General features: G+C 74.1%; 21 protein-coding genes and 1 pseudogene. 7 read left to right on the forward strand and 15 right to left on the reverse strand.

The window, feature by feature from the left end; genetic code table 11:
* Positions 1 to 18: 18 nt before the first annotated feature.
* Positions 19 to 336, forward strand: coding sequence for a hypothetical protein (locus AB7F12_RS09185; RefSeq protein WP_428496517.1), 318 nt, complete (start codon positions 19 to 21; stop codon positions 334 to 336).
* Between the two features lie 60 nt (positions 337 to 396).
* On the opposite strand, the gene AB7F12_RS09190 is transcribed toward AB7F12_RS09185, so the two are convergent.
* From AB7F12_RS09190 to mce, 3 genes are all read right to left on the reverse strand, one after another.
* Positions 397 to 1,311, reverse strand: a complete 915-nt coding sequence (locus AB7F12_RS09190) for a DivIVA domain-containing protein (protein WP_428517898.1) — start codon at positions 1,309 to 1,311, stop codon at positions 397 to 399.
* A gap of 59 nt (positions 1,312 to 1,370) precedes the next feature.
* Complete coding sequence (gene ccrA, locus AB7F12_RS09195) at positions 1,371 to 2,702, reverse strand: crotonyl-CoA carboxylase/reductase (protein ID WP_428496519.1); 1,332 nt, start codon at positions 2,700 to 2,702, stop codon at positions 1,371 to 1,373.
* Between the two features lie 258 nt (positions 2,703 to 2,960).
* A complete protein-coding gene (gene mce / locus AB7F12_RS09200) occupies positions 2,961 to 3,416 on the reverse strand; it encodes a methylmalonyl-CoA epimerase (protein ID WP_428496520.1) in 456 nt (151 codons plus the stop codon).
* 254 nt (positions 3,417 to 3,670) lie between these two features.
* Here mce and AB7F12_RS09205 point away from each other — a divergent pair, with 254 nt between their 5' ends.
* Both AB7F12_RS09205 and meaB read left to right on the forward strand, forming a co-directional pair.
* Positions 3,671 to 4,861 carry an acetyl-CoA C-acetyltransferase gene (locus AB7F12_RS09205; protein WP_428496521.1) on the forward strand — a complete coding sequence of 397 codons (1,191 nt, stop codon included), beginning with the start codon at positions 3,671 to 3,673 and terminating at the stop codon, positions 4,859 to 4,861.
* A gap of 37 nt (positions 4,862 to 4,898) precedes the next feature.
* Positions 4,899 to 5,894 (forward strand): methylmalonyl Co-A mutase-associated GTPase MeaB, encoded by a 996-nt coding sequence (gene meaB, locus AB7F12_RS09210; protein WP_428496572.1) that lies wholly within the window; start codon positions 4,899 to 4,901, stop codon positions 5,892 to 5,894.
* Between the two features lie 37 nt (positions 5,895 to 5,931).
* On the opposite strand, the gene AB7F12_RS09215 is transcribed toward meaB, so the two are convergent.
* Positions 5,932 to 7,203: a hypothetical protein gene (locus AB7F12_RS09215; RefSeq protein WP_428496522.1), complete on the reverse strand. Its 1,272-nt coding sequence runs from the start codon at positions 7,201 to 7,203 to the stop codon at positions 5,932 to 5,934.
* Positions 7,204 to 7,538: 335 nt separating this feature from the next.
* Positions 7,539 to 8,042 carry a MarR family winged helix-turn-helix transcriptional regulator gene (locus AB7F12_RS09220; RefSeq protein WP_428496523.1) on the reverse strand — a complete coding sequence of 168 codons (504 nt, stop codon included), beginning with the start codon at positions 8,040 to 8,042 and terminating at the stop codon, positions 7,539 to 7,541.
* A 137-nt stretch (positions 8,043 to 8,179) separates the two neighbouring features.
* On the opposite strand from AB7F12_RS09220, the gene AB7F12_RS09225 reads away from it, so the two are divergent.
* Positions 8,180 to 8,482 (forward strand): thiamine-binding protein, encoded by a 303-nt coding sequence (locus AB7F12_RS09225; RefSeq protein WP_296149823.1) that lies wholly within the window; start codon positions 8,180 to 8,182, stop codon positions 8,480 to 8,482.
* A 45-nt stretch (positions 8,483 to 8,527) separates the two neighbouring features.
* Here AB7F12_RS09225 and AB7F12_RS09230 read toward each other — a convergent pair whose 3' ends face one another.
* The gene (locus AB7F12_RS09230; protein WP_428496525.1) at positions 8,528 to 8,836 is read right to left on the reverse strand and encodes a hypothetical protein; all 309 of its coding nucleotides are present in this window, start codon (positions 8,834 to 8,836) and stop codon (positions 8,528 to 8,530) included.
* A gap of 254 nt (positions 8,837 to 9,090) precedes the next feature.
* Here AB7F12_RS09230 and AB7F12_RS09235 point away from each other — a divergent pair, with 254 nt between their 5' ends.
* Complete coding sequence (locus AB7F12_RS09235) at positions 9,091 to 10,062, forward strand: tetratricopeptide repeat protein (RefSeq protein ID WP_428496526.1); 972 nt, start codon at positions 9,091 to 9,093, stop codon at positions 10,060 to 10,062.
* A 30-nt stretch (positions 10,063 to 10,092) separates the two neighbouring features.
* Here the strand turns inward: AB7F12_RS09235 and AB7F12_RS09240 are convergent, their stop codons facing one another.
* Positions 10,093 to 11,499 carry a neutral zinc metallopeptidase gene (locus AB7F12_RS09240; protein ID WP_428496527.1) on the reverse strand — a complete coding sequence of 469 codons (1,407 nt, stop codon included), beginning with the start codon at positions 11,497 to 11,499 and terminating at the stop codon, positions 10,093 to 10,095.
* Between the two features lie 378 nt (positions 11,500 to 11,877).
* Between AB7F12_RS09240 and AB7F12_RS09245 the strand changes: the two are divergent.
* Positions 11,878 to 12,645 (forward strand): annotated as a pseudogene (locus AB7F12_RS09245) (glycosyltransferase family 87 protein); the annotation flags it as partial.
* A 236-nt stretch (positions 12,646 to 12,881) separates the two neighbouring features.
* Here the strand turns inward: AB7F12_RS09245 and glgB are convergent.
* The 7 genes from glgB to AB7F12_RS09280 form a co-directional block, all read right to left on the reverse strand.
* Entirely contained in the window at positions 12,882 to 15,368 is a 2,487-nt protein-coding gene (glgB, locus tag AB7F12_RS09250; RefSeq protein WP_428496573.1) for a 1,4-alpha-glucan branching protein GlgB, read from the reverse strand.
* 214 nt (positions 15,369 to 15,582) lie between these two features.
* On the reverse strand, positions 15,583 to 16,671 hold the full coding sequence (locus AB7F12_RS09255) for a hypothetical protein (RefSeq protein ID WP_428496528.1): 1,089 nt from the start codon (positions 16,669 to 16,671) through the stop codon (positions 15,583 to 15,585).
* Positions 16,664 to 17,317, reverse strand: coding sequence for an RNA polymerase sigma factor (locus AB7F12_RS09260; RefSeq protein WP_428496529.1), 654 nt, complete (start codon positions 17,315 to 17,317; stop codon positions 16,664 to 16,666). Before AB7F12_RS09260 ends, AB7F12_RS09255 begins: the two co-directional genes overlap by 8 nt.
* A 147-nt stretch (positions 17,318 to 17,464) precedes the next feature.
* Positions 17,465 to 18,892, reverse strand: coding sequence for a maltokinase N-terminal cap-like domain-containing protein (locus AB7F12_RS09265; RefSeq protein WP_428496530.1), 1,428 nt, complete (start codon positions 18,890 to 18,892; stop codon positions 17,465 to 17,467).
* Positions 18,889 to 20,691: a maltose alpha-D-glucosyltransferase gene (treS, locus tag AB7F12_RS09270; RefSeq protein ID WP_428496531.1), complete on the reverse strand. Its 1,803-nt coding sequence runs from the start codon at positions 20,689 to 20,691 to the stop codon at positions 18,889 to 18,891. The genes AB7F12_RS09265 and treS overlap by 4 nt, the downstream gene beginning before the upstream one ends.
* Before the next feature lie 97 nt (positions 20,692 to 20,788).
* Positions 20,789 to 21,184 carry a hypothetical protein gene (locus tag AB7F12_RS09275; RefSeq protein ID WP_428496532.1) on the reverse strand — a complete coding sequence of 132 codons (396 nt, stop codon included), beginning with the start codon at positions 21,182 to 21,184 and terminating at the stop codon, positions 20,789 to 20,791.
* Positions 21,185 to 21,240: 56 nt separating this feature from the next.
* A complete protein-coding gene (locus AB7F12_RS09280; protein WP_428496533.1) occupies positions 21,241 to 23,214 on the reverse strand; it encodes an alpha-1,4-glucan--maltose-1-phosphate maltosyltransferase in 1,974 nt (657 codons plus the stop codon).
* Positions 23,215 to 23,578: 364 nt separating this feature from the next.
* On the opposite strand from AB7F12_RS09280, the gene glgP reads away from it, so the two are divergent.
* Positions 23,579 to 26,119 carry an alpha-glucan family phosphorylase gene (gene glgP, locus AB7F12_RS09285; protein ID WP_428496534.1) on the forward strand — a complete coding sequence of 847 codons (2,541 nt, stop codon included), beginning with the start codon at positions 23,579 to 23,581 and terminating at the stop codon, positions 26,117 to 26,119.
* A 52-nt stretch (positions 26,120 to 26,171) separates the two neighbouring features.
* Here the strand turns inward: glgP and AB7F12_RS09290 are convergent, their stop codons facing one another.
* Complete coding sequence (locus AB7F12_RS09290) at positions 26,172 to 26,402, reverse strand: FmdB family zinc ribbon protein (protein ID WP_428496536.1); 231 nt, start codon at positions 26,400 to 26,402, stop codon at positions 26,172 to 26,174.
* Positions 26,403 to 26,411: the final 9 nt, after the last annotated feature.

Below are 26,411 nucleotides of genomic sequence, written 5' to 3' on the forward strand. Positions count from 1 at the left end.
GCCCCGTACCCTCGGGGTGTGCCGCGCGCGAACCGCCCCCGCCGGGCCGCGTCGTCGGCCTCCTCCAAATGGGCCACCCCGCACCGGCCCCTCGGGTCCGCCGCGCTGAGCCGCACCGAGAGCGGTTCCGACGGCGACTGGCACGTCCGCCACATCCCCGGCGGCGCGTCGGTCAAGGACTACCGCTGCCCCGGCTGCGACCAGACCCTGCCATCGGGCACGCCACACGTCGTGACCTGGCCGGCAGGGGAGTACGGCTCGGTCGGCGAGCGCAGGCACTGGCACCTGCCGTGCTGGAACGCCCGCGACCGCAGGCGTCCCGGCCGACGCCGCTGAGCGGTCCCCGGCCACGCTCGCGCGACGGGGCCGGGCCGCTCGCGGGAGGGCCGTCCGTGGTCAGAGCAGAGGGCCCGGGGGCCTGCGGTCGAGCAGCTCCGCCTCGCCGTGCAGCGGCGAGATGACCTCCAGCAGCTGGTCGATCCGGGACCGCGACCCGCTGAGCTGCTCGGCGATCCGGCCCCGCAGCTCGGTGAGCTCGATCAGGTGCGCCTCGGCGTCGGCGACGATCTCCCGCGCCTGCTGACGGGCCTGCGCCACCGTCGCCGCGGCCTCGTCCTGCGAGTCCGCGCGCCGCTGCGCGATCTCCCGCTGTGCCGCGGTCCGCTCGGTCGTCAACGCCGCCAACGCCTCGGACCGGCGCTGGTTCATCGCGATCGTGAAGTCCTCGTCGACCGCGCGGCGACGCTGCTCCGACTCGGCCAGCAGCGCCTCGCGGTGGGCGCGGGCCTGGTCGTCCGCCTCCTGGATCTCGGCCTCCGCGACCGCTCGGCGGCGGGCCAGGTCGTCCTCGGACGCCACGCGGTGCGCCTCCACGGCGGCCTCCGCCGCACGGGCCTCGGCGACGATCCGCGCCCCCTCCGCGCGGGCGTCGGCGAGCAGTCTCCCGGCGTCGCGTTCCGCCTCGGCGCGGGCCTGCGCGACCTCGGCATCGGCGCGGGCGCGGATCTCCGCGACCTCCTCCTGCGCCAGCCGCAGCATCGACCGCAGCCGCTCGCTCATGCCCTGAACGTCCTGCGGCGGCGCGGAGAGCTTGCGCACCTGCAACCGCAGCGCCTCGTTCTCCGAGCGCACCACGTCGAGCTCACGGGTGATCTCGGTGATGCCGGCCGCGGCCGCGTCACGGTCGGCGACGACCATGCGCAGGTCGGCGTCGACACGCTGCAGATGTGTGTCCACCTCCTGCTGGTCGTATCCGCGACGTGCGACGCGGAAACCGGCCGGGGAACGTCGAGGGTCGGGGGCACCCACCATGCGCGTCACCGTACCGGGCGTCGGGCCGTCGGGTGGCTCGTCGCGCCGGAAGCCGGGTGTCAGACCCCGCGGAACCGATTGATCGCGTCGATGTGCTGGGCGCGCTTCTCGTGGTCGACCACGCCGAGGCCCTCCTCGGGCGACAGGCACAGGACACCGACCTTGCCCTGGTGGCGGTTCTGGTGGACGTCGAGCGCCGCCTGCCCCGTCTCGGTGAGCGGGTAGACCCGCGACAGGGTGGGGTGCACGAGGCCCTTCGCGACCAGGCGGTTGGCCTCCCACGCCTCGCGGTAGTTGGCGAAGTGCGAGCCGACGATCCGCTTGAGGTTCATCCACAGGTAGCGGTTGTCGTACTGGTGCTCGTAGCCCGACGTGGACGCGCAGGTCACGATCGTGCCGCCCTTGCGGGCGACGTAGACGCTCGCGCCGAACGTCTCGCGGCCGGGGTGCTCGAACACGATGTCGGGGTCGTCGCCACCGGTGAGCTCGCGGATCTTCTTGCCGAAGCGCCGCCACTCCTTCTGGTCCTGGGTGTGTTCGTCCTTCCAGAACCTGTAGCCCTCGGCGTTGCGGTCGATGACCAGCTCGGCGCCCATCTTCCGGCAGATGTCGGCCTTTTCCGGCGAGGAGACCACGCACACCGGGGTGGCGCCGCCGTTGAGGGCGAACTGGGTCGCGTACGAGCCCAGCCCGCCCGACGCGCCCCAGATCAGGACGGTGTCTCCCTGCTTCATGTCGGCACCGTTGCGCGACACCAGCTGCCGGTAGGCGGTCGAGTTGACCAGCCCGGGGCTCGCCGCCTCCTCCCAGCTCAGGTGCTCGGGCATCGGCATGAGCTGGTTGGACTTCACCAGGGCGAGGTCGGCGAGGCCGCCGAAGTTGGTCTCGAACCCCCAGATGCGCTGCTCGGGGTCCATCATCGTGTCGCTGTGCCCGTCGGGGCTCTCGAGCTCCACCGACAGGCAGTGCGCGACGACGCGGTCGCCCGGCTTCCAGGCGTTGACGCCGGGGCCGGTACGCACGACGACGCCGGCCAGGTCGGACCCGACCACGTGGTAGGGCAGGTCGTGGCGCGAGGCCAGCGGCGACATGCGGCCGTAGCGCTCGAGGAACCCGAACGTCGACACCGGCTCGAAGATCGAGGTCCAGACGGTGTTGTAGTTGATCGCGCTGGCCATGACCGCGACGAGTGCCTCGCCCGGGCCCAGCTCCGGGGTGGCGACCTGCTCGATGTGCAGGCTCTTGCGCGGGTCCTTGTCCCTGGTCGCGACGCCCTCGAACATCGTCTGCTCGTCCTTGTGGACGGTGACGGCGCGGTAGTACTCGGGTACCGGCAGCGAGCCGATCGCCTCGTACTGCTCGGCGAGAACCGCCTCGAGAATCTCCTTCACGGCCTGCCTCCGGTAGCTGAGTCGTGTCCGGCATCGCGAACCGCTGCCGCTTGATATCCCGAAGGTAGCGATAACTATGCCAATCGACAACAGCTGCGGCCCTGGTCGACCCCGCCGAGGTGGCCGACACCACGTCCCCGGCCGAACCGGGCCGAGGCCGAGGTTGCCCGGCCGCCCGGCCGGCCGGCGACGCGTCGCCGCAGGCCCGGCCGTGCCCGGAGCGGCACGCGGCCGCATCCGGGCCGCCGGCCCGATCGGTCAGTGCTGGGCGTCCGCCGCCGGTTCGACCAGCTCGACCAGCACGCCACCGGCGTCCTTGGGGTGCACGAAGTTCACCCGCGAGCCCGCCGTGCCGTTGCGCGGCTCGTCGTAGAGCAGCCGCAGCCCCTTCGCCCGCAGCGCGGCCCCCGCCGCATCGATGTCGCGCACCCGGTAGGCCAACTGCTGCAGGCCGGGGCCGTTGCGGTCGAGGAACTTCGCGATCGTCGACCGCTCGTTCAGCGGTGCCAGGAGCTGGATCTGCGCGCCGGAGTCGCCAGGGGCGGAGAGCATGGCCTCGCGCACCCCCTGCTCCTCGTTCGTCTCGACGTGCACCGCCTCCAAGCCCAGGTTGTCCCGGTACCAGGCGATCGCCTCGTCGAGATCGGCCACGGCGATGCCGACGTGGTCCACCGAGGTCACGAGAGCGCCGATGCCGGTCGTGTCTGCTGTCATGACCAGGCAATGTAGCTGCGCGACGGCGTGTTCGGGCTCTCACCGCCTCATCCGCCCCGACAGGTTCGAAAGCGGCGATCCGAAGGTATCGTCCGTGGGAGCTCCCGCCTTCGGTGCGACTCCCACGAGCCGCGCCGCAACGCCGGGACACGGGGCCGCACCAGGAGCGGCAGTGCGTCCCCGGCCGGCCCGGCGGCCCGAACAACGCCGTCATCCGTCCATCGCTTCGCTGCCGCAGTCGCTGGAGGTCTTCCGTGTCCGGATCCGTCATCGTCGCCGGTGCCCGCACCCCGATGGGGCGCTTGCTCGGCTCCCTCAAGGGCTTCTCCGGCGCACAGCTGGGTGGCATCGCGATCAAGGCGGCGCTCGAGCGCGCAGGTGTCGCACCCGACACGGTCGACTACGTGATCATGGGGCAGGTCCTCACCGCGGGCGCCGGCCAGATCCCGGCCCGCCAGGCCGCGGTCGCCGCGGGCATCCCGATGGACGTGCCCGCCCTCACGATCAACAAGGTCTGTCTGTCCGGCATCGACGCCATCGCCCTCGCCGACCAGCTCATCCGCGCCGGCGAGTACGACATCGTCGTCGCGGGCGGCCAGGAGTCGATGACCCAGGCTCCGCACCTGCTCGCCAAGTCGCGCGAGGGCTTCAAGTTCGGCGACGTCACGATGCAGGACCACATGTCCTACGACGGCCTGTTCTGCGCGTTCGACCAGGTCGCCATGGGTGCGTCCACCGAGAAGTACAACGCGCGCTACGAGCTGTCGCGCGCCGAGCAGGACGAGTTCGCCGCCCGCTCGCACCAGCGCGCCGCCAAGGCCACGATGGACGGCGTCTTCGCCGAGGAGATCGCGCCCGTCGAGATCCCGCAGCGCAAGGGCGACCCGGTGGTGTTCTCCACCGACGAGGGCATCCGCGCCGAGACCACGGTGGAGAGCCTGGCCAAGCTGCGGCCCGCCTTCTCCTCCGACGGCACCATCACCGCGGGCTCGGCCTCGCAGATCTCCGACGGAGCGGCCGCCGTCGTCGTCATGAGCAAGGCCAAGGCGGAGGAGCTCGGCCTGACCTGGCTCGCCGAGATCGGGGCCCACGGCGTCGTCGCCGGCCCGGACGCGAGCCTGCACGAGCAGCCCGCCAACGCCATCGCGAAGGCCTGCGCGAAGGAGGGCATCGAGCCCGCCGACCTCGACCTCGTCGAGATCAACGAGGCCTTCGCGGCCGTCGGTGTCGTGTCGGCCCGCAAGCTCGGCATCTCCGACGACAAGGTCAACGTCAACGGAGGCGCCATCGCGCTCGGCCACCCGATCGGCATGTCCGGTGCCCGCATCGCGCTCCACCTCGCCCTCGAGCTGCGTCGGCGGGGCGGCGGCGTCGGTGCTGCCGCGCTCTGCGGTGGCGGCGGCCAGGGCGACGCCCTGATCGTCCGCGTCCCCGCGACGTCCTGACCCGCGCGGCCGTTCCCGGCAGCACCCGGCGGTTCCGCTGAGCCCACGACACGACCCCCGCGACCTCGTCGCCCGCGCGCGGCGCGGCGAGGCGCGGGCGGTCTCGCTGCTGATCTCGATGGTCGAGAACGACGGCCCGCAGCTGCGCGAGGCCGTCGAGGCGCTCGCGCCGCACACCGGCCGGGCCCAGATCGTCGGGATCACGGGCTCGCCCGGCGTCGGGAAGTCGACGACCACGTCGGCCCTGGTCGGAGCGCTGCGCGCCCGGGACCGCCGGGTCGGGGTGCTCGCCGTCGACCCCTCCTCCCCGTTCTCCGGCGGGGCGCTGCTCGGCGACCGTGTGCGCATGGGCGAGCACGCCACCGACGACGGCGTGTTCATCCGGTCGATGGCGACCCGCGGCAAGCTGGGCGGTCTGGCCTGGTCGACGCCGCAGGCGCTGCGCGTGCTCGACGCGGCCGGATGCGACGTCGTGCTCGTCGAGACCGTCGGGGTCGGGCAGTCGGAGATCGAGGTCGTGGGGCTCGCCGACACCACGCTCGTGCTGCTGGCCCCCGGCATGGGCGACAGCATCCAGGCCGCCAAGGCCGGAATCCTCGAGATCGCCGACGTCCTCGTGGTGAACAAGGCGGACCGTGACGGGGTCGCCCAGACCGTGCGCGACCTGCGGTACATGGTCTCGCTCGGCGCGCGGACCGACGCCGCCGACGGGGGCGACGCGCAGGAACGCTGGACGCGGCCCATCGTGCGGACCGTCGCCGCCCGCGGCGACGGCATCGACGAGCTCGTCGCCGCCGTCGACTCCCACCGCGACTGGCTCGACCGCAGCGGTGAGGGCGCTCGCCGGCGCGCCAGGCGTGCCGAGGCCGAGATCCAGGCCGTCGCCCTGCGCAGGCTCCAGGACCGCCTCGGCGACGTCGGGGGAGCGGCCGCGCTGCCGGCCCTCGCCGCTCGCGTCGGATCGGGCGAGCTCGACCCGTACGCGGCCGCCGACGCGTTGATCGAGGCGCTCGGCGCCGACGGTCGGCGCTGACCGGCCCCGAGACGGCGCACCACGCGGTGCACGCCGGTCATCCGAGCATCTCGTCGAGGAGCCGTCGCTCGCGGTGGGAGCCGATCGTGCTCGCGAGCTCCCGAGCCGGACGGGCCTGCTCCTCCGCCTCCGCGCGCACCCCGCGCGCGACCAGCGCCAGCACGAGCCGGGTGCGCAGGCGCGCGCGCTCGCGCACCGGGAGCCCCGGTTCGTCGACGCCGGCGCGGAGCCGCTCGAGCGCCGCGTCGTCGTAGAGGGCGAGTGCCGCCACCCGGCGCCGCGCGACCGGGGGCACGTGCCCGGGAGGAACGATCCCGGGGCGCCACGACGCAGGCGTCTCCTCGTCGATGGTCTCCTCCCCGATGGTCTCGTCGTGGACGGTGTCGTCGCCGGTGTGCACGCCCGCGGTGCGGCCGCCGTCGACGGGCACGTCTGCGGTGGGCCGGTCGGCGTCGGGCTCGTCCGACGGTGTGAGCGCCGCGGCGTCGTCGAACAGGCGCGCCGCATCGTCGCGCTCACCCTGCGACATCCGGATCTCCGCGCGGGCGATCCGGGCCCACGCCCCGCCGGCCCCCGACGTCGGCGCCTCGGCCAGGATCGCCTCGGCCGCGGCGGGCAGCCCCACGGCGAGCAGCGCCGCTGCACACCCGGCCACGGCCTGGCCGGCCAGCGCTGGTGCGCCGGCGAGCCGGGCGGCGTCGAGGGCCAGGCGGTGCCGGGTGAAACCCACGTCGGGTTCGTCCTGGTCGAGCGCCTGCCAGCCGCCCAGCAGCGCCGCCTGGGCCAGGAGCCCGGCCACCGCGCGCCGGCGCCGCGGGTCGACCGTGTGCACGGAGGCCGAGTCGAGCTGTGCGATCTGAGCCGCCACCGCCTGCTCCGTCCCCGCCGCACCGAGCGTGGCGTCGAGCTCGGCGTTGACCGCGTGCTGCGCCTGCAGGACGCGCAGCGTCGCGTCGTCGACCGCGTCGGCCCGGGAGACCGCCGCGCGCAGCCGGCCGGCGGGGGAGGGCGGCGGACCGCCGGGTGGCGACTGCCGATCGGCCCGCAGATCCGGCCTGCCGTACAGCTCCGCGAGCAGGGCGAGGGAGTCGGCGTCGGCCGCGACCCGGCCGTTCTCCCAGCGGGACAGCTGCGTGCGCAGGCTGCCGGCGGACGCCACCCGCCGGCCCGTGCGGGCCGCGACCGCGCCGATCTCACGAGCGGCGTCGGACAGCGACCAGCCGCGCGCGACGCGCTCGGCGCGCAGCGTGCCGCCGATCTCCTCGACCTCCATGGCGCCGATCTTGTCGGGGTCCGCGGCTAGCGTCAACTCCGTTGAGTCCACAGCAGTCGACGGCGGCGTGGTCCCGCCGTCGCGGAACGGGGGCACGGTGGGGATGACGGCGTGTTCGGTGTACGTGATCGCGAGCTCGGTCGGCAGCGGGCTCGTGGCCGGTTACGGCGCGGGCCGGGTCCGGCGGAAGGGGCGGCGCGCCGGGGCGGGTCCGCGCACCATGCGGGCCTGGCCGGGCCCTGCCGACGGGCACGCCCGCGGTCCCCGGGAGCGCCCGGGTCGTCGCTCACGCGACGGTCGGGGTGGGCGGGTCGGCCGCAGGTGACCGTCGCGGGGACGGCCCGCGTCCCGCCGCGGGCCGCGGACGCGGATCAGTCGAAGTCGCCGACGGCGCGGCGTACCTGGCCGAGCAGGGTGGTGAGCTGCGCGCTCTCCTGCGGGTCGAGGCCGCGGAGGCCGAAGTCGTCGTCGGTGACCGACTTCGTGGCGTCGGCGAGCCGGTTCAGGCCGTCCTCGGTGATCTCCACGAGGGTGGCGCGCCGGTCGGTCGGGTGCGGTACGCGCCGGACGAGGCCGTCGGCCTGGAGGCGGTCGACGATGTTGGTGACGCTCGTGGGGTGCAGCTGGAGCCGCTCGCCCACGACGCGCATCGGAAGGCTCCGCCTGCGTGAGAAGGAGAGCAGTACGAGCGCCTCGTACCGGGCGAAGGTGAGGCCGTGGGGCTTCAGCGCCGCGTCGACGGCCGAGAGCAGGATCTGCTGCACACGCATGACGCTCGTGACCGCCGCCATGGTGCCCGAGGGCCCGATCCGCGCCTCCCACAGCTCGGCCGCGCGCTCGATCGGGTCGAACGGGAGCGGAGCGCGCGACACCATGACCAGGAACGCTAGCAGTGCCGTGCCCGGCGGAGGCTGTGATCAGCTGCGGCGTGGCCGCGCGCGGGCCGTCCCCGCCGGTGTGAGGCGTGTCCACCGCTCTCGCGGGACGACGATCGGTGCGGCAGGCTGCGGTCATGCTCGTGGCATTCAGTGTGGCGCCGTCCGGCGGGGGTTCCGACAGCGTGGCCGACGTGGTGGCGGAGGCGGTGCGGGTCGTGCGGGAGTCCGGCCTGCCGCACGAGACGACGTCGATGTTCACCACGATCGAGGCCGAGACCTGGGACGAGGCGATGGACGTCGTGAAGCGGGCCGTCGAGGCCGTGCAGGCGCGGTCGAGCCGGGTGAGCCTCGTGCTCAAGGCCGACATCCGGCCCGGGTTCACCGATCAGCTGACGGCGAAGGTCGAGCGGATCGACCAGGCGCTCGGCGAGGCCTGACGGGCCGCGGCGTCGCGGGCGCGGCGGGCGGCGGGCAGTCGCGGATCAGCGCATCGAGATGTTGAGGGTGAAGAAGAAGGTCGCGACGAAGATCGCGGCCGCACCCAGTACGAGGGCGATCCGGGCGAGCCTGGCCTGCTCGGGCCTGCGGACGGCGGTGAGCCCGAGACCGAGCGTGACCAGGCCGAACACCCAGCCCGCGATCGAGATCGGGCTCACGACGAGCGCGACGATGCCGACGATCATGGCGATCCGGCCGCGGCCGGTGGGGGCCTTGTGCTGCTGGGCGGTCCGCTTCCGGGCTTCGCTGAGCAGCCGGTCGGCCACCGCGTTGTCGGCCCTCTTCTCGTTCATGCTGCGTCCTCCGGTCACGTCGGCCGCCCAGACGGCTCGTATGTCGGTCACGCGGAGTGCCGGCGTGTGTGCGCGCCGCGCCTCCGCCGGTTCCAACGAACGGCGCGCCGGAGTGATGCGCCCGACTCTCCCTCTTCCCGGTGGTGCCGCCGGGTCCGGCCCGGCCGCCGCGTGTCCGGGGGCCGGGGCGGGCGCGCCGACCGCTGCGGGGTCGTGCCAGGATGGGCGGCGTGTCACGTCCTGATCCTCGTCAGATGGCGCAGTCCGCGTCGATGGCGTCGATGGCTGGTGCCGTCGACCTGTCCGCGCTGAGGGCGCGTTCCGAAGCGGCCTCTCGTGCGCAGACCTCCGGTGCCCCCGCGGGCGCTGCCCCGGGGCCCGGCGCCGACGGTGGCGGCGGGTCGTGGGTCGTCGACGTCACCGAGGCGACGTTCCAGTCGGAGGTGCTCGACCGGTCGACGCAGGTCCCGGTGGTCGTCGACCTGTGGGCCACCTGGTGCCAGCCCTGCAAGCAGCTCAGCCCGGTCCTGGAGCGGCTCGCCGCGAAGGCGAAGGGCGCATGGATCCTGGCGAAGGTCGACGTGGATGCGAACCCGCGCATCGCGCAGGCGTTCGGTGTGCAGTCGATCCCGATGGTCATCGCGCTCGCCGGCGGGCAGCCGATCGACGGCTTCAACGGTGCGCTGCCCGAGGCCCAGGTCTCGCAGTGGATCGACGGGTTGCTCGAGGCGCTCCGCGACCGGATGCCCGGTATCCGCGAGGCCGAGGAGCGGGCCGGGGCCGGGGCCGGTGACGAGGACGTCGAGGAGGGGCCGGACGACCCCCGGTTCACCGCGGCGGAGGACGCGCTGGAGGCCGGCGACTACGTCGCCGCCGAGGCCGCCTACCAGCAGATCCTCGACGTGGAGCCGGGCAACGAGCAGGCGCGGGCGGCGATCGGGCAGGTGCGGTTCCTGGCGCGTGCCGAGGCCGCGGACCCGACGGCGATCGCGAAGGCCGACGCCGCCCCCGACGACGTCGACGCCCAGCTCGCCGCGGCCGATGCGGAGATCGCCACCGACCAGGTCGAGGCCGCGTTCGCGCGGCTGGTGCGGACGGCGGGTGCGAACTTCGGGCCCGACCGTGACCGGGTGCGCGAGCACCTCATCGGTCTCTTCGAGCTCTACCCGGCTGACGACGAGCGCGTCTCCGCGGCGCGGCGGGCGCTGGCGCGGGTCCTGTTCTGATCCTCGCCCGGTGAGGGCCGGGAGCGGGGCTCAGAGGCCGCACGCTCCCGGGCCGCCGTCGAACCCGCGGCGGTAGTGGCCGAGGCGTTCGAAGCCGTTGTCGGCGGGGTCGACGGTGCCGACGGCGTCGGTCTCGGCCCAGTCCTCGTCGAGGAGGACGGCGACGGCCTCGTCGAGGTCGCCGGGGGAGAGGCCGAACCCGCCGGCGGGGTCCACGAGGCGGGCCGTCCACGCGCCCGCGAGGCAGACGGCGGACCGGCCGGCGTCGTATCCGGTCGCGGACCGGCCCGCGGCCGCGCGGGCCGCGAGCGCGTAGCGGGACACGATCAGGGTGGCGCCGGCGAAGTCGCCCGAGCGTTTCTGGAGCTCGCCCAGCGCGGCGAGGTCGGTGACGACGCCGCCGTCGGCGGCGCAGTACGCGACGGGACCCTGCGGGCCGGCGTCGGGGCAGGGCGGTGCGGGCCGCGGGTCGGGCGCCTTCCAGCCCGCTGTGCCCCCGGCCGCGACGAGGCCGTCGAACCAGGTCCGTGCGTCGCCCGAGACGGCGGGGACGAGCCGGTCGAGGGGCAGGTCACCGTTGCGGGCGCGGTCGGCGGCCGAGCCGAACCTGCGCTGGGTGAACTCGCGGTCGGCCAGGGTCATCCCGGCGCAGGCCGCCGGGCCGGTGTCGTAGCCGTCCTCGACGGCGGAGAGCCGGTCGAAGGCGTTGCCGTGGGCGGTGGTGTCGGCGGCGAGGGTGCCGAGCGGGTCGCGGAAGGTCACCAGCGCGCGGAGGGCGGCGTCGCGTTCGGTGGCGCGCATCGGTAGGTCGACGGGGCCACCGGCGGCGGTGGCGTCGACGAGGTGGCGGATCACCGCGCCGGCGTAGCAGTCCGACATGGCCTCGAGCAGGATCGTCGGGTGCGCGGCGGGATCGGCGCGCTGGGCCTCGTCGACACCGGTGCGGGTCTGGACGGCGTGCCCGAACTCGTGGGCGAGCACCACGACGACCCCGGCGGGGCCGAAGCGGTCGCGCAGCTGCGGCAGGAGCTCGTCGGCGTCCCAGACGACGGCGTCGGCGGCGGGGCAGTAGAAGGCGTTGCCGCGCAGGTCGGCGGCCTTGGCGGCGCAGGGCGGCGCGGGCGCGGCGGGGTCGTCGACGTGGACGGGCGCGATCGTGGCGACGTCGCGCCACGGCCGGCCGAGATCGGCGGGCAGGGCGGCGCGCCAGTAGGACTGCAGGGCGTCGACGGTGAGCCGGGCGACCTCGTCGGTGCTGCGGCCCGGCAGCGCCGGGTCGGGGGGCGGGACGGTGGCGGCGACGCCCGCGGTCGACGGCGGGGCCGACGGGTCGGCCGTCGGCGGCGGGGTCGGGCCGACGCAGGCCGCGGCGAGCGTGGCGATCACGAGCGACAGGACGAGCGCGACCGTCGTCGTAGCTCGTGGCGCCCGCAGCACCGTCTCATTGTGATCGTCGGGAGGCCGTCGTGGGGCCGGAGTGCGGGATCCCACCGGAGGGAGCCGCCGGTGAGGGCCGGGATCGACACCGGGGGCCCGGCGGGGCCCCTCGCCCGGACCCGGGTCCGGGTGGCGACGGACGTCACCGGACCGGGCGCGCGGTGGGCCCGGACGCGACCGGCCGGGCCGGCGTCGCTACCGTCGACGGTCGTGTCGGACTCCCAGCCCCGCGGCCAGGTCGTGGCCGCCCGTGTGCGGGGCCCGCTCACCCCGGGCCGGATCGCCGCGGCGGTGCTGGTGCTCGTGGCGCTCGGCGTGGCGGTGACGCTGGCGGTCCGCTACCCGCCCGCGCTGCTGAGCATGGTGCCGTCGGCGGACATGCGGGAGCTGCACCCCGATTTCGACACGTTCTGGCACTCGGCCGTCGCGCTGCTGCACGGCGACGACATCTACCGGACGCCGGCCAAGCTGACGAACCTGAACCCGCCGGTGCTGTCGCTGCTGCTGGCGCCGTTCGCGTTGCTGGAGGCGTTGCCCGCGTACCGGCTGTGGGTGGTGCTGACGGTGGTGCTGATCGTCGGCGCGGTGTGGGCGGTGGCGCGGGAGCTGCGGATCGGGAAGGCCTGGACCGCGGCGGCGTTGACGGCGCTGCTGTTGTCGTCGCCGCTGCACGGCACGTTGCTGCTGGGCCAGATCTACGGGCTGCTGCTCGTCGCGCTGGCGGCGGGCTGGATCGCGGAGCGTCGCGGGCGTCCGGTGCTCGCCGCGGTGCTCTACGGGGTCGCGGTGGCGTTCAAGCCGTCGTTGGCGCCGATCCTGTTGCTGCCCTTCGTGCAGGGCCGGTGGCGGCCGGGCGCGGCGGGCATCGCCGGCGCCGCCGTGGCCACTCTGGTCGGGGTCGCCGCGGCCGGCTGGTCGAGCGGAATCGAGTGGCTGCGGATCGGGCTGACGACGGCGGTACCCGACGTCGTCGACAATGCGGCGCTGCCGGGGGTGGCGGTGCGGTTCGGGTCGTCGTCGACGATCGGGACCGTCGCCGGCGGGTTGCTCCTGGTGGCGACGCTGGTGGTGCTGGGCAGGCGCGCCCGGACCGGCGCGGCCGACCCGGCGGGGACGGCACCGTGGGCCGTGGTGGCGGCGGGCCTGCTGGCGGCGCCGATCGCCTGGCACAACTACCTGCTGCTGCTGTGGCCGGGGGTGCTCGTGCTGGTCTCCCTGGGCGGGCGGCTGCCGGCGATGACGCGGCCGCTCCGCTGGTCGCGACCTGTCGCGGCGGTGCTGCTCGCGGTGCCGGTGATCCCGGTGTCGTGGGGGGCGCTGTGGGCCGACGGGGACGCGTGGTCGCCCGTCGGCCGCTCGCTCTACGCCGCGATCCTGCTGTCCTACTGGGTGTCGCTGCTGCTGGCCTCGTCGGTGCGGGCCGGCGCGTCGGGCCGGGGCGAGGGGACGGACGGGGCGGGCGGCACCTCGATGTCGCGGGCCTCGCTGACCTCGTCGGGATCGGCGTCGTGCACCGGGGCGCCCGGCGCACCGGGCACGGGTGCGTGACCCGCACCCTCGGGGACCGGGACGACCGGCGGCTCGGTGACGGGCGTCGGCCTCGGGGGCGTGTCGGCCGCCGCGACCGTGGCGGCGGCGCCGCGGTGCACGGGGCCACCGGTGTTGTCGGGCACCAGCCACAGCACCCCTGACGGGGGCAGCCGCAGGACCGCGGACGCGGGCCGTCCGTGCCAGCGCTTCCGCTCCGCCTCGACGACGCCCAGGTTGCCGACGCCGGAGCCGCCGTAGACCTCGGCGTCGGTGTTGACGAGCTCGCGCCACCGCCCGGCGAAGGGCAGCCCGACGCGGTAGTTCTCGTTGGGGGTGCCGGAGAAGTTGGCGATGCACGCCAGCACCGTCGGGGTGCCGTCGTCGGAGTCACGGCCGCTGTGGCGCAGGAACGACAGCACGTTGCCGGAGGCGTCGTTGGCGTCGATCCAGGAGAACCCGGCGGGTGAGGTGTCGAGCGCCCACAGCGACGGCTGCGCACGGTAGGCGCGGTTGAGGTCGCCGACCAGGGAGCGGATACCGCCGTGCAGCGGGTCCTCGAGCAGCTCCCAGTCGAGCGGACGCTGCTCCGACCACTCACGGACCTGCCCGAACTCGCCGCCCATGAACAGCAGCTGCTTGCCGGGGTGGGCCCACATGAACGCGAGCAGGGCGCGGACACCGGCGGCCTTGTTCCAGTCGTCGCCGGGCATGCGCGTCCACAGCGAGCCCTTGCCGTGCACGACCTCGTCGTGGCTGATGGGCAGGACGTAGTTCTCGCTGAAGGCGTACATCAGGGAGAACGTCATCTGGTTGTGGTGGAAGCTGCGGTGGATGGGATCGTGCGCGGTGTAGTCGAGCGTGTCGTGCATCCAGCCCATGTTCCACTTGAACCCGAAGCCCAGCCCGCCGAGGTGGGTGGGCCGGGTGACGCCGGGCCAGGCCGTCGACTCCTCGGCGATGGTGACGACGCCGGGGTGGTTGCGGTAGACGGTCGCGTTCATCTCCTGCAGGAACGCGACGGCGTCGAGGTTCTCCCGGCCGCCGTGGATGTTGGGCAGCCACTGGCCGTCGGCGCGCGAGTAGTCGAGGTAGAGCATCGAGGCGACGGCGTCGACGCGCAGCCCGTCGATGTGGAACTCCTCGCACCAGAACAGCGCGTTGGCGACGAGGAAGTTGCGGACCTCGCGACGCCCGAAGTCGAACACGAGCGTGCCCCAGTCGGGCTGCTCGCCGCGGCGGGGGTCGGCGTGCTCGTAGAGGGGGCCGCCGTCGAACTTGGCGAGCGCCCACTCGTCGCGCGGGAAGTGGGCGGGGACCCAGTCGACGATGACGGCGTACCCGGCCTGGTGGAGGGTGTCGACGAAGTAGCGGAAGTCGTCGGGCGAGCCGAACCGTGAGGTCGGCGCGTAGTAGGACGTGACCTGGTAGCCCCACGACCCGCCGAACGGGTGCTCGGCGACGGGGAGCAGCTCGACGTGGGTGAACGACGTCTCGTCCAGGTACTCGACGAGCTCGTGCGCCATCCCGCGGTAGTCGAGCCCGGGGCGCCAGGAGCCGAGGTGCATCTCGTAGACGCTCATCGGCTCGGCGTGTGCGCGCCGGTCCGCGCGGGCGGTCATCCATTCGCCGTCGGACCACTCGTGCGTCGCGGCCGTGACGACCGACGCCGTCGCGGGCGGGATCTCGGTGGCGAAGGCCATGGGGTCGGCCTTGTCACGCCAGCGGCCGTCCTGGCCGAGGATGCGGAACTTGTACCGGGTGCCGACGCCCACGTCCGGCACGAACAGCTCCCAGATTCCGGAGCTGCCCAGGGACCGCATCGGGTGGGCCCAGCCGGCCCAGCCGTCGAAGTCGCCGGTGACGCGCACGCCCTGCGCGGTGGGCGCCCAGACCGCGAAGCTGGTGCCGGTGACGGTGCCGGCCGGGGTGTCGTAGCTGCGGACGTGGGAGCCGAGGACGTCCCACAGCCGTTCGTGGCGGCCCTCGGCGATCAGGTGCAGGTCGACCTCGCCGAGCGTGGGCAGCCACCGGTACGGCTCGTCGACGACGTAGGTGTCCTCACCGAAGGTGACCGACAGCCGGTAGTCGTCGGGTGTTCCGGGCACGACGCCGGAGAACAGCCCGGCGTCGTGCACCTTGGTCAGCGGGTGGGCGCGGTCGGCGTCGCCGCCGAGCAGGACGCTCACGGCGTCGGCGTGCGGGCGTAGCGTGCGGACGACGGTGCCGTCGCGGCCGGGGTGCGCGCCGAGGACGCCGTGGGGGTTGTGGTGGGCACCGCCGAGCAGACGGTCGACGGTGCGGGGGTCCGGCGCATGCGAACCTGTTGTCTCGGAACCGATCGTCCGGGTGTTGGTGTCCTCGCGATCCACCCGTGAACCGTAGTGCTCCCGGCTGGGCCGCGCTGCGTGGGGCGGGGCCGCCGATCGGGTGGCCGTACCGCAGTCGGGGGGCGTCTGCGGTACGGCCACGTCTCGCCGTCCTCCGGGGAGGTCGGCGACCGGCACGGGTGGTCCCACCGGGAAGGGGGCCGGTGCCACCCGCGCGTCGTGGGGGTCAGGGGCTGGGGGGCGCGTCCCGTCCCGTGACCGGGGTGCGGGTGTCTCCCGCCGGTGGGGCGTGGAGGTTCGCGGCGCCCTCGCCGTGCCGCGGTGGTGTGTTCTCGCGGTGGTGGCCGGCGCCGTGGCTCCCGGAGCCGGCCGCCCCGGAGCCGGACGTCCCGGAGCCGGACGTCCCGGAGTCCGGCGTCCCCGGACCGGGCGTCCCGGGACCGGCCGCCCCGGAGCCCGGTGTCGCCGGACCCGATGGTCCCGAGCCCGGGGTACCGGGACCACCGGTGTCGGTCGGGGGCTGCCCGGAGCCGGGCGCGCCCGCCCCGGCACCGCCGGTGCCCCCGGTCGGGTCCTGCGCGGCGGGCGGTGTGCCGGCGGGCGGCGGGGCCGTCAGGGGCGGGGCCGGGAGCGCGGCGGCGGGCGCGGACCGGGGCGGGCCGTCGGGCGCCGCGTCGCCGCGGGGGGCGCCGAACGCCATCGTCGCGTGGCCCTCGTGCTGCTCGTCGGGAGGTCCGTCGGCGCCGGTGTCCCCGGGGTCCGCGCAGTCACGGGAGAGGTCGGCGATCGCGGCCCCGGTGACGGGCCCGCAGGTCTCGGCCCGGCCCGCCGGCCCGGTGGCGTGCCCCGGAGCGGGTGCCCGCCCGGTGGCCGTCCGGTCGGCGCCCGGCTCCGCGTCGGCGCTGGGGACCGCGCCGTCGGACAGGCGTTCCTCGGCGGGTGCCCCGGACGGGCCGGTCGCGGCGACGGCGACACCGCCCGCGGTGAGTGTCAGCGCCGCGACACCGACGACCTTGGCCGTCACCACGGTGCGCAGACGCATCCGGCGGTGCCGCCCGCGGCGTTCGCGGGCGTCCGGCAGCGGCACCGGTGTCGCGAGGGGCAGCGCGTCGGCGAACGCCTGCCGGGCCGCGGCCTCGCCGCGCAGCTCGTGCGCGGTGCCGGGCCTGCGGGCGGCGGTGAGGATCGAGGTGATCGGATGCGGGCCCGGGTCGCCGTCGAGGAGGAGGTCGGCGACGTCGGCGGGCAGCAGCGTCCGGGTTCCGGAGGCGCGCAGGGCGTGGCGGCCGGTGAGGGTGGCGGGTCCGTCAGGCACGGGGCACCTGCCCCTCGTCGAGCATCCTGGCGAGCCTGCGCAGGCCGCGGTGGGCGGCGACGCGGACGGCGCCGGGGCGCTTGCCGAGCACGGTCGCGACCGAGGGGGCGTCGAGGCCGACGACGGCGCGCAGCAGGACGGCCTCGGCCTGGTCCTGGGGCAGCTCGCTGATCAGCGCGATGGCCTCGCGCGTCGACATGGCCTCGAGTGCGGAGCCGGCGGCGTCGCCGGGGGCGGGGTGCTCGGCGAGGACGTCGATGTCGGTCGCGGTGACCGGGCGGCGTGAGCGGGACCGGGCGGCGTCCATGGCCCGGTTGCGGCAGATCGAGGACGCCCAGCCGCGGAAGCCGTCTACGTCGCCGGAGAAGCGGGGCAGGTCGCGGGCGATCTGCAACCACGTCTCGGCCGTGACGTCCTCGGCGTCGTTGCCGACGAGCGCGGTGGCGTAGCGCAGCAGCCTCGGCTGCAGGTCGCGGTAGAGCGTCACGAACCCGCCCTCGTCGCCCTCGCAGGCCGCCGCCAGCGCGCTGTCGAGCTCGCCGTGGCTCCGCGTCGACGTGGCGGCGGCCGCTACGGGGGCGTGCGGCTCGCGGGCACGGGGCACCGCGACGTCGGCGCCGGCGACCTCGGCGGCAACAGCGTGCACACGTCCTCCTACTGCATGGCGGCCGGGCGGTGGGGAGCTCCGCCCGGACATCCGGGCCTCCCAGCGCCGAAAGCCCACGCAGTGTTACACCTCCGGCGAAAATCTCCTCAAGTGGGACGCCGAGAGAGTTACGTGTGTCTGGTTCAGTTACTGAACGGAATCGATCGGCGAGGCGGACGAGTGGCGGGACGGCTCGAGGAGACGCGCGATCGAGCGCAGCGGGATGGGTGCCCACGTCGGCCGGTTGCGGGTCTCGTACACGACCTCGTAGACGGCCTTGTCGAGCTCGTAGGCCCGCAGGACGAGCTCGTGCGTGCGCGGGTCGCTCCCCGTGCGCGCGGCGTACCCGTCGAGGAACGCCGACCGGTTGCGGTCGGCCCACTCGGCCGACCGCCACACCCGCTGCTGGTCGGGCTCGGGCTCGTCGGTCTCGAGCAGTTGGTGGTTGGCGGCGTAGTCGAACGAGCGCAGCATCCCCGCCACGTCGCGCAGCGGGGAGTCGGGGCGCATTCGCAGCTCCAGGGGCGTCGCGGGCTCGCCCTCGAAGTCGATGACGAGCCAGCCCAGCGGGGTGCGCAGCACCTGGCCCAGGTGCAGGTCGCCGTGCACGCGCTGCGCCGGCAGGGGAGCGGGCAGCGCCGCGAGGTCGTCGTGGACGGCCCGGATCGCCGCGACGTGCGGTTGCAGGGCGGGGACGTCGGCGGCGGCGACCGCGAGCCGCGCCCGCATCGCCGCGGCGATCTCACCCGGGTCGCGCTCGGCGGTGCCCAGTGCGCGGACCAGGTCGGAGTGCAGGACCGCGATGGTCTGACCCAGCCGGTTGGCCTCGGCCGCGAAGTCGCCGCCGACCTCGTCGGCGCGCAGGTCGGCCTCGGCGAGCAGGTCGCGCACCGACGCGAGCGCCATCGCCCAGCCCTCGGCGGAGTTCGACGCGTAGTCCTGCAGCATGCCGAGCACGGCGCCCCTGCCGTGGAGCACGCCCTCGACCGCGCCCTGCAGGGTGGCGACCTCCGTGCCGCCGACGGCGCGCAGGGCGCGGTGCAGCTCCAGGTCGGGGTTGCCACCGGCGGCGACGCGGCGGAACAGCTTCAGGATCGACTTCTCGCCGAACACGACGGAGGTGTTGGACTGCTCGACGCCCAGCACCCGGCCGGGCGGGGCGGGCGGGATCTCGATCCCCGGTTCGGGGACGAACCGCAGGTCGCCGACCGCGCGGCCCTCCCGGATCGCGCGCAGCAGCCACCCCGAGACCGCGGGGTCCCACAGGCCGTCGTAGACGAGCCGGCCGCCGACGACGCCGATCGCGGCGTGCTCGAACTCGTTGCCACCGCCTGCGCGGCTCGCCGCCAGGACCTGGAAGTGCGCGGCGGGCCCGCCGTCGGCGAAGGTGACCTCGACGACGACGTGGTCGACGTCGAGCACGCCGCCGGAGTCGTCGACCGGCAGCGGCGTCGTCGCCACCACCGAGACGGAGCCGACCGCGCGGCCCTTCGCACCGAACCACCGCTGCCGCGGTATCCACTCGGCCAGCAGCGCCGTCAGCTCGGCCGTCGGGTCGGGGGACGGCAGGATCACGACGGGTCCTCCTCGGGGGTGATCGAGAACCAGTAGAAGCCGTGTCCGGGGAGCGTGAGCAGGTAGGGAAGCTCGCCGATCCGCGGGAACGGCACTCCGCCGGTCAGCTCGTGGGGACGACAACCCTGCCATGTCGACAGATCCAGCTCGACGGGCTGGGGGAACCGGGACATGTTGTTCACGCACAGCACCACGTCGTCGGCCCCGTCGCCGCCCCCGCCGCGCAGGGTGCGGACGTAGGCGAGCACGGACGGGTTCGACCCGCCCAGCTCGTGGTAGTCGCCGAGCCCGAACGCGCTGTGCCGCTTGCGGATCTCGATCATGTGCCGGTTCCAGTGCAGCAGCGACGTCGTCGAGTTCAGCTGCGCCTCGACGTTGACGGCCTGGAAGCCGTAGAGCGGGTCCATGATCGGCGGCAGGTACAGCCGGCCGGGGTCGGCCGTGGAGAAGCCGGCGTTGCGGTCGGGGGTCCACTGCATCGGGCTGCGGACGGAGTCGCGGTCGCCGAGCCAGATGTTGTCGCCCATCCCGATCTCGTCGCCGTAGTACAGGACGGGCGAGCCGGGCAGTGACAGCAGCAGCGCCGTGAACAGCTCCAGCTGGTTGCGGTCGTTCTCCAGCAGCGGGGCCAGGCGGCGGCGGATGCCGATGTTGGCCTTCATCCGCGGGTCCTTGGCGTACTCGGAGTACATGTAGTCGCGCTCTTCGTCGGACACCATCTCGAGCGTCAGCTCGTCGTGGTTGCGCAGGAAGATCCCCCACTGCGCGCCCGACGGGATCGGCGGTGTCTGCGCCAGGATCTCCGAGATGGGGAAGCGGTTCTCCCGGCGGACCGCCATGAAGATCCGCGGCATCAGCGGGAAGTGGAACGCCATGTGGCACTCGTCGCCGCCGACGTCCGGGTCGCCGAAGTACTCCACGACGTCCGACGGCCACTGGTTGGCCTCGGCGAGCATGACCCGGCCCGGGTACTCGTCCTCCATGACCTTGCGGGCGCGTTTGAGGAACTGGTGGGTCTCGGGGAGGTTCTCGCAGTTCGTGCCGTCGCGGGCGTAGAGGTAGGGCACGGCGTCGAGGCGGAAGCCGTCGATGCCCAGGTCGAGCCAGAACCGCAGGACGTCGAGCATCGCGTCCTGCACGGCCGGGTTGTCGTAGTTCAGGTCGGGCTGGTGGGAGAAGAACCGGTGCCAGTAGAACTGGCCGCGCACCGGGTCGTAGGTCCAGTTCGACGACTCGGTGTCGACGAAGATGATCCGCGCCTCCGGGTAGCGCGCGTCGTCGTCCTCCCACATGTAGAAGTCCCCGTAGGGGCCGTCGGGGTTGCGCCGCGACTCCTCGAACCACGGGTGGGTGTCGGAGGTGTGGTTCATGACGAGGTCGGTGATGACGCGGATGCCGCGCTTGTGGGCCTCGTCGAGCAGGGTCACGAAGTCGTCGACGGTGCCGAACTCGGGCAGGACGGTGCGGAACTCGCGGATGTCGTAGCCGCCGTCGCGCAGCGGCGAGTCGTAGAACGGCGGCAGCCACAGGCAGTCGACGCCGAGCCACTGGATGTAGTCGAGCTTCCCGGTCAGCCCGCGCAGGTCACCGGTGCCGTCGCGGTTGGAGTCGGAGAAGGCCCGGACGAGCACCTCGTAGAAGACCGCGCGCTTGTACCAGTCGGGGTCGACCGCGAGCGTGCGCGCGTGTTCGAAGTCGTCCGACGACGTCTCGTCGAGCTCGGCGTCGGCGGCGGCGGTGGCCTCGGCGGGCGGGTCGGGGGTGACGGTCACGTCGGAGGTCCCGGGATCGGTGGGCATGAGACGTCCTCCCGGTCGGCGGCGGTCGGCGGCGGCATCGCCTCATTGGTACCGCGAGGTGTCGGGTTCCGCAGGCCGGACCGCTGTCCGGGCCCTGTCAGGCGGGTCGGCCGGTGATGCGGGGCATCTCGGTGACCCGGACCCGGGCGCCGGGGGTCTCGCCGCCACGGGCGGTGCGCTTGCTGGCGATCAGGCGGTCGACGCGGGCGTCGTCGGCGTGCGGGCGGCTCCGGCGCGGGCACCAGCCGATGGCGGCGCCGAGGGCGTCGATCGTGGTGGCCACCAGCTCGTTGAGGTGCCCGGGTGGGGCGTCGCCGCGTTCGGGGAGGCGGAAGTACACCTCGACCTGGTAGCGGGTGTCGGCGTCGACCTCGCGCGCGCCGACGGCGTCGTCGATCGCGGTGGCGACCGCCGTGCGCCAGCCCTCGGCCTCGGGTGTCCTGCCCGCCCCCGGTTCGGTCTCGACGTCGACGACGATCGTGCGCTCGCTCACCACGGCTCCACTCGTGCCCGCACGATCGGCGCGATCATGCGGGCGGAGCGTACCGGTCAGCCGCGGACGACCCGGAAGATGTGAGCCACGTGCTCCCACGGGTCGAGCCGCACGTAGTTGAACTGGCCCCACTCGTACGAGTCGCCGGTGACCTCGTCGACGACGGTCACCTTGTCGTCCCAGCCCGCGCCCAGCGCCGGCATGTCGAGCGAGGTCGTCCCGATCCGGGTGGCGTGGGAGTCGAGTGTGCACACCACCAGGACCGTGTCGCCCGAGGCCGGGTCGGTGCGGGAGTAGGCGATGATCGCGTCGTTGTCGACCTCGTGGAAGGTGATGTCGCGCAGCTGCTGCAGCGCCGGGTGCGCGCGGCGGATCTCGTTGAGCCGCGTGACGTAGGGCTCCAGCGACTCGCCCCGGTTGAGCGCGGCCTGGAAGTCGCGCGGCCGCAGCTCGTACTTCTCGGAGTCCTTGTACTCCTCGCTGCCGGGCTTGACGGGCTCGCCCTCGTAGAGCTCGAAACCTGCGTACATGCCCCAGGTCGGCGCCATCGTGGCCGCGAGCGTGGCCCGGATGGCGAACATCGCCGGGCCGCCGGTCTGCAGCGACTCGTGGAGGATGTCCGGGGTGTTGACGAACAGGTTGGGCCGGGCCTCGTCGGCGCGCTCGGCGTGCATGAGCGCGAACTCGGTCAGGTCCTCCTTCGTCGTGCGCCACGTGAAGTACGTGTAGGACTGGGTGAAGCCCAGCCGCGCCAGGCCGAAGAGCCGGGCGGGGCGGGTGAACGCCTCGGCGAGGAACAGCACCTCGGGGTGGCGGGCCTTGACCTGCCAGATCAGCCAGTGCCAGAAGTTCGGCGGCTTCGTGTGCGGGTTGTCGACCCGGAAGATCTTCACCCCGTGCTCGACCCACAGCAGCACCACCCGCAGCACCTCGGCGTAGAGCCCGGCCGGGTCGTTGTCGAAGTTGAGCGGGTAGATGTCCTGGTACTTCTTCGGCGGGTTCTCCGCGTAGGCGATCGTCCCGTCGGGGCGGGCGGTGAACCACTCCGGGTGCTCGGTGACCCACGGGTGGTCGGGCGCGCACTGCAGGGCGAGGTCGATCGCGATCTCCATGCCGAGGTCCTCGGCACGGGCGACGAAGGCGTCGAAGTCGTCGAACGTGCCCAGCTCGGGGTCGATCGCGTCGTGCCCGCCCGCGGCCGACCCGATCGCCCACGGCGAGCCGACGTCGCCGGGCTCGGCGTTGACGGAGTTGTTGCGCCCCTTGCGGTGCACGGTGCCGACGGGGTGAATGGGCGGAAGATAGACGACGTCGAAGCCCATGGTGGCGATGCGGTCGAGCTCCTTGCCCGCGGTGACGAACGAGCCGTGCACCGCCCGGCCGGTCTCGTCGCGACCGCCGGTGGAGCGCGGGAAGAACTCGTACCAGGAGCCGTAGAGGGCGCGGGGCCGGTCGACGTAGACCTGCTGGGCGCGGCCACGGGTGATCAGCTCGCGGACCGGGCGCTCGGTCATGATCGTGTGCACGGCCGGGAACAGCGCGGGCGCGACGCGGGCGCCGAGGGGGAGGGCGTGGTCGCGCAGCGCGTTGGCCGCCCCGAACAGCAGGTCGCGGTGGTCGCGCTCGGAGGGGCGACGACCCACGCGCTGCAGCAGCCGGGCGCCGGTCTCGAGGTCGTTGGACAGCTCGTCGGCGCCCTGCCCGGCGGCGAGCTTGGCCTGCACGCCGTGGCGCCAGGTGGCCCACGGGTCGGACCAGGCGTCGACGCGGAACGTCCACAGCCCCGGTTCGTCGGCGACCACGGTGCCGACGAACCGGTCGTTGCCGACACCGTCGGGGACCATGCGCACGTGCGTGGTCTCACCGTCGGAGCCGAGCTTCTTCCAGACGACGTTGGCCGCCACCGCGTCGTGCCCCTCGCGCCACACCGAGGCGCGCACCGGGATCACCTCGCCGACAACGGCTTTGGCCGGATGCCGTCCGTCACCGACCGCCGGGCTCACGTCGTCGATACCGAGACGACCGGTCATCGGTGCCCACCCCCAGGTCTGGCCGAGATTCCCCGAAATCGCGGGGTCCGGGGACCGGTTCGCACCCACCCGGTCACCACCCGTCGCGTGTGTCACAACAGTAGCTACCCCGTCCAGTCCCGGTGGTAACGGGGTTCACGAATTCGCAGGTCGTAACGTGCAGTTCATCGACGTCGGCGTGTCGTTCACCGACGCTTCCGACGCCCGCCGGTCGGGTCGCCGGGACCAGCGGTCGGCCGATCGGCCCGGTCCCGCCGGCCGCGGTACCGGGCGGCCGGACGAACCCACCCGATCGAGCGCGCCGGAGCCGTCCCGCGTGCGGGTGGACGTGCGCCGACGACCGGCATCAGTACGCTGCGTCCGCGTGAGAGCCCTGCGTCGCTTCACCGTCCGTGCCCAGTTGCCCGAACAGCTCGCCCCGTTGCAGAAACTGGCGACGAACCTGCGCTGGAGCTGGCACCCGCCGACCCAGGACCTGTTCGCGCGGCTCGACCACGACGCGTGGGAGCGCGCCGGGCGCGACCCCGTGCGGCTGCTCGGCGAGATCAGCACCACCCGGCTCGCGGAGCTCGCCGCCGACGCGGAGACCGTCGTCAGTGTCCGTGAGCTCGCCGACGAGCTCGACGCGTACCTCACCGAGCCGCGCTGGTACCAGCTCGCCGTCGAGGACGGCCAGGACCTGCCCGCCGCCGTCGGCTACTTCTCGATGGAGTTCGGCGTCAGCGAGGTGCTGCCCAACTACTCGGGTGGCCTCGGCGTCCTCGCGGGCGACCACCTCAAGGCGGCTTCCGACCTGGGCGTGCCCCTGATCGGCGTCGGGCTGCTCTACCGGTCGGGCTACTTCCGGCAGTCGCTCTCGCTCGACGGCTGGCAGCTCGAGCACTACCCGGTGCTCGACCCGCAGGGCCTGCCGCTGCAGCTGCTCACCGACGACGCCGGCGAGCCCGTGCTCGTCGAGGTCGGGATGCCAGAGGGCCGCACGCTGTCGGTGCGGATCTGGCAGGCCGCGGTCGGGCGGGTGCCGCTGCTGCTGCTCGACTCCGACATCGAGGCCAACGACCCCGACCTGCGCGGCGTCACCGACCGGCTCTACGGCGGCGACCAGGACCACCGCATCAAGCAGGAGCTGCTCATCGGCGTCGGCGGGGTCCGCGCGGTCCGCGCCTTCTGCGCGACGACCGGCCACCCCGCCCCGGCGATCTTCCACACCAACGAGGGCCACGCCGGCTACCTCGGACTGGAGCGCATCCGCGAGCTCCTCGACGTCGACGGCCTCGGCTTCGACGAGGCCGTCGCCGCCGTCCGCGCCGGCACCGTCTTCACCACCCACACGCCGGTGCCCGCGGGCATCGACCGGTTCCCCGTCGACCTCGTGCGCCGGCACTTCTCCGAGGCCGTCCTGCCCGGTGTGGCCCTCGACCGGATCCTCGCACTCGGCGCCGAGGAGGACCCGGACATGTTCAACATGGCGCACATGGGGCTGCGGCTGGCCCAGCGCGCCAACGGCGTCTCCAAGCTGCACGGCATCGTCTCGCGCGGCATGTTCTCCACGATCTGGAGCGGCTTCGACGCCGACGAGGTGCCGATCGGCTCGGTCACCAACGGCGTCCACGGCCACACCTGGGAGGCCCGCGAGGTCACCGACCTGCTCGGGGAGCCCGGCCCGACCGGGGAGGCAGGCCGCACCGACGACATCAGCGACGCCACCCTGTGGGGCCTGCGGGCGACGCTGCGCGCCCGGCTGGTCGAGGAGGTCCGCCGCCGGGTGCGTGCGGCGTGGCTGGAGCGCGGGGCGTCGGCGCCCGAGCTCGGCTGGGTCGACCACGTCTTCGACCCCGAGGTGCTGACGGTCGGCTTCGCCCGCCGCGTCCCCACCTACAAGCGGCTCACGCTGATGCTGCGCGACCCCGACCGGCTGCGCGACCTGCTGCTCGACCCGCACCGCCCGGTGCAGCTCATCGTCGCCGGCAAGTCCCACCCCGCCGACGACGGCGGCAAGGCGCTCATCCAGCAGATCGTCCGGTTCGCCGACGACCCCGCCGTGCGCCACCGCATCGTCTTCCTGCCCGACTACGACATGTCGATGGCCCGCTACCTGTACTGGGGCTGCGACGTCTGGCTCAACAACCCGTTGCGTCCCTTGGAGGCCTGCGGCACGTCGGGCATGAAGTCCGCGCTCAACGGCGGGCTCAACCTGTCGATCCGCGACGGCTGGTGGGACGAGCTCTACGACGGCTCCAACGGCTGGGCCATCCCCACCGCCGACGGCATCGAGGACCCGGTCAAGCGCGACGACCTCGAGGCCAACGCCCTCTACGAGCTGCTCGCGACGCAGGTGGCGCCGACGTTCTACGACCGCAGCGAAGGTGTCCCGCAGCGCTGGGTCGAGCTGGTCCGCCACACCCTGTCGACACTGCGCCCGCAGGTGCAGGCCAGCCGGATGGTCCGCGAGTACGTCGAGGACTGGTACGCCCCCGCCGCGCTCGCCGCGCGCGAGGTCGGCGCCGACTCCTTCGCCGGGGCCAAGGCGCTCGCGGAGTACCGGGCCCGGCTCAACGCGGCCTGGCCGCGGCTCCAGATCGCGGGTGTCGACGCCTCCGGGCTGCCCGACACCCCGGTGGTCGGCGCGCCCATGACGGTGCGCGCCGCCGTCGCGCTCGCCGGGCTGACCCCCGAGGACGTCACCGTCGAGGCCGTCGTGGGCCGGGTCGACGAGGCCGACGAGCTCGACTCGACGATGACCGCCGTGATGAAGCACGTCGGGACCGCCGACGGGCTGGACCGCTTCGAGGCGGTCGTCCCGCTGCCGCACGCGGGCCTGACCGGCTACACCGTGCGCGTCCTGCCGGACCACCCGCTGCTCGCGTCGTCGGCGGAGCTGGGCAAGGTCGTCCTGGCGGGCTGACCCGGCCGGTGGTGATGGTCGCCGCGGCGACCATCACCACCCGGGACCGGTCTCAGCCGCAGCAGCCGCCTCCGCAGCACCCGCCGCCGCCGCCACCGGCGGGGGCGGGGCGCGGGGCGGACCCGGCGCGACCGCCGACGCCCGCCAGGGCGACGGTGCTGAGCAGCTTGACCGTGTCGGCGTGCCCACCCGGGCAGGCCGCGGGAGCACCGGACTCGCTCATCGGGCGGTTGACCTCGAAGGTCGCGTCGCACTCCCGGCAGCGGAACTCGTAACGAGGCACGAGCGGCAG

It is taken from the genome of Pseudonocardia sp. (genome assembly GCF_050250275.1).
Taxonomy (GTDB): domain Bacteria; phylum Actinomycetota; class Actinomycetes; order Mycobacteriales; family Pseudonocardiaceae; genus Pseudonocardia.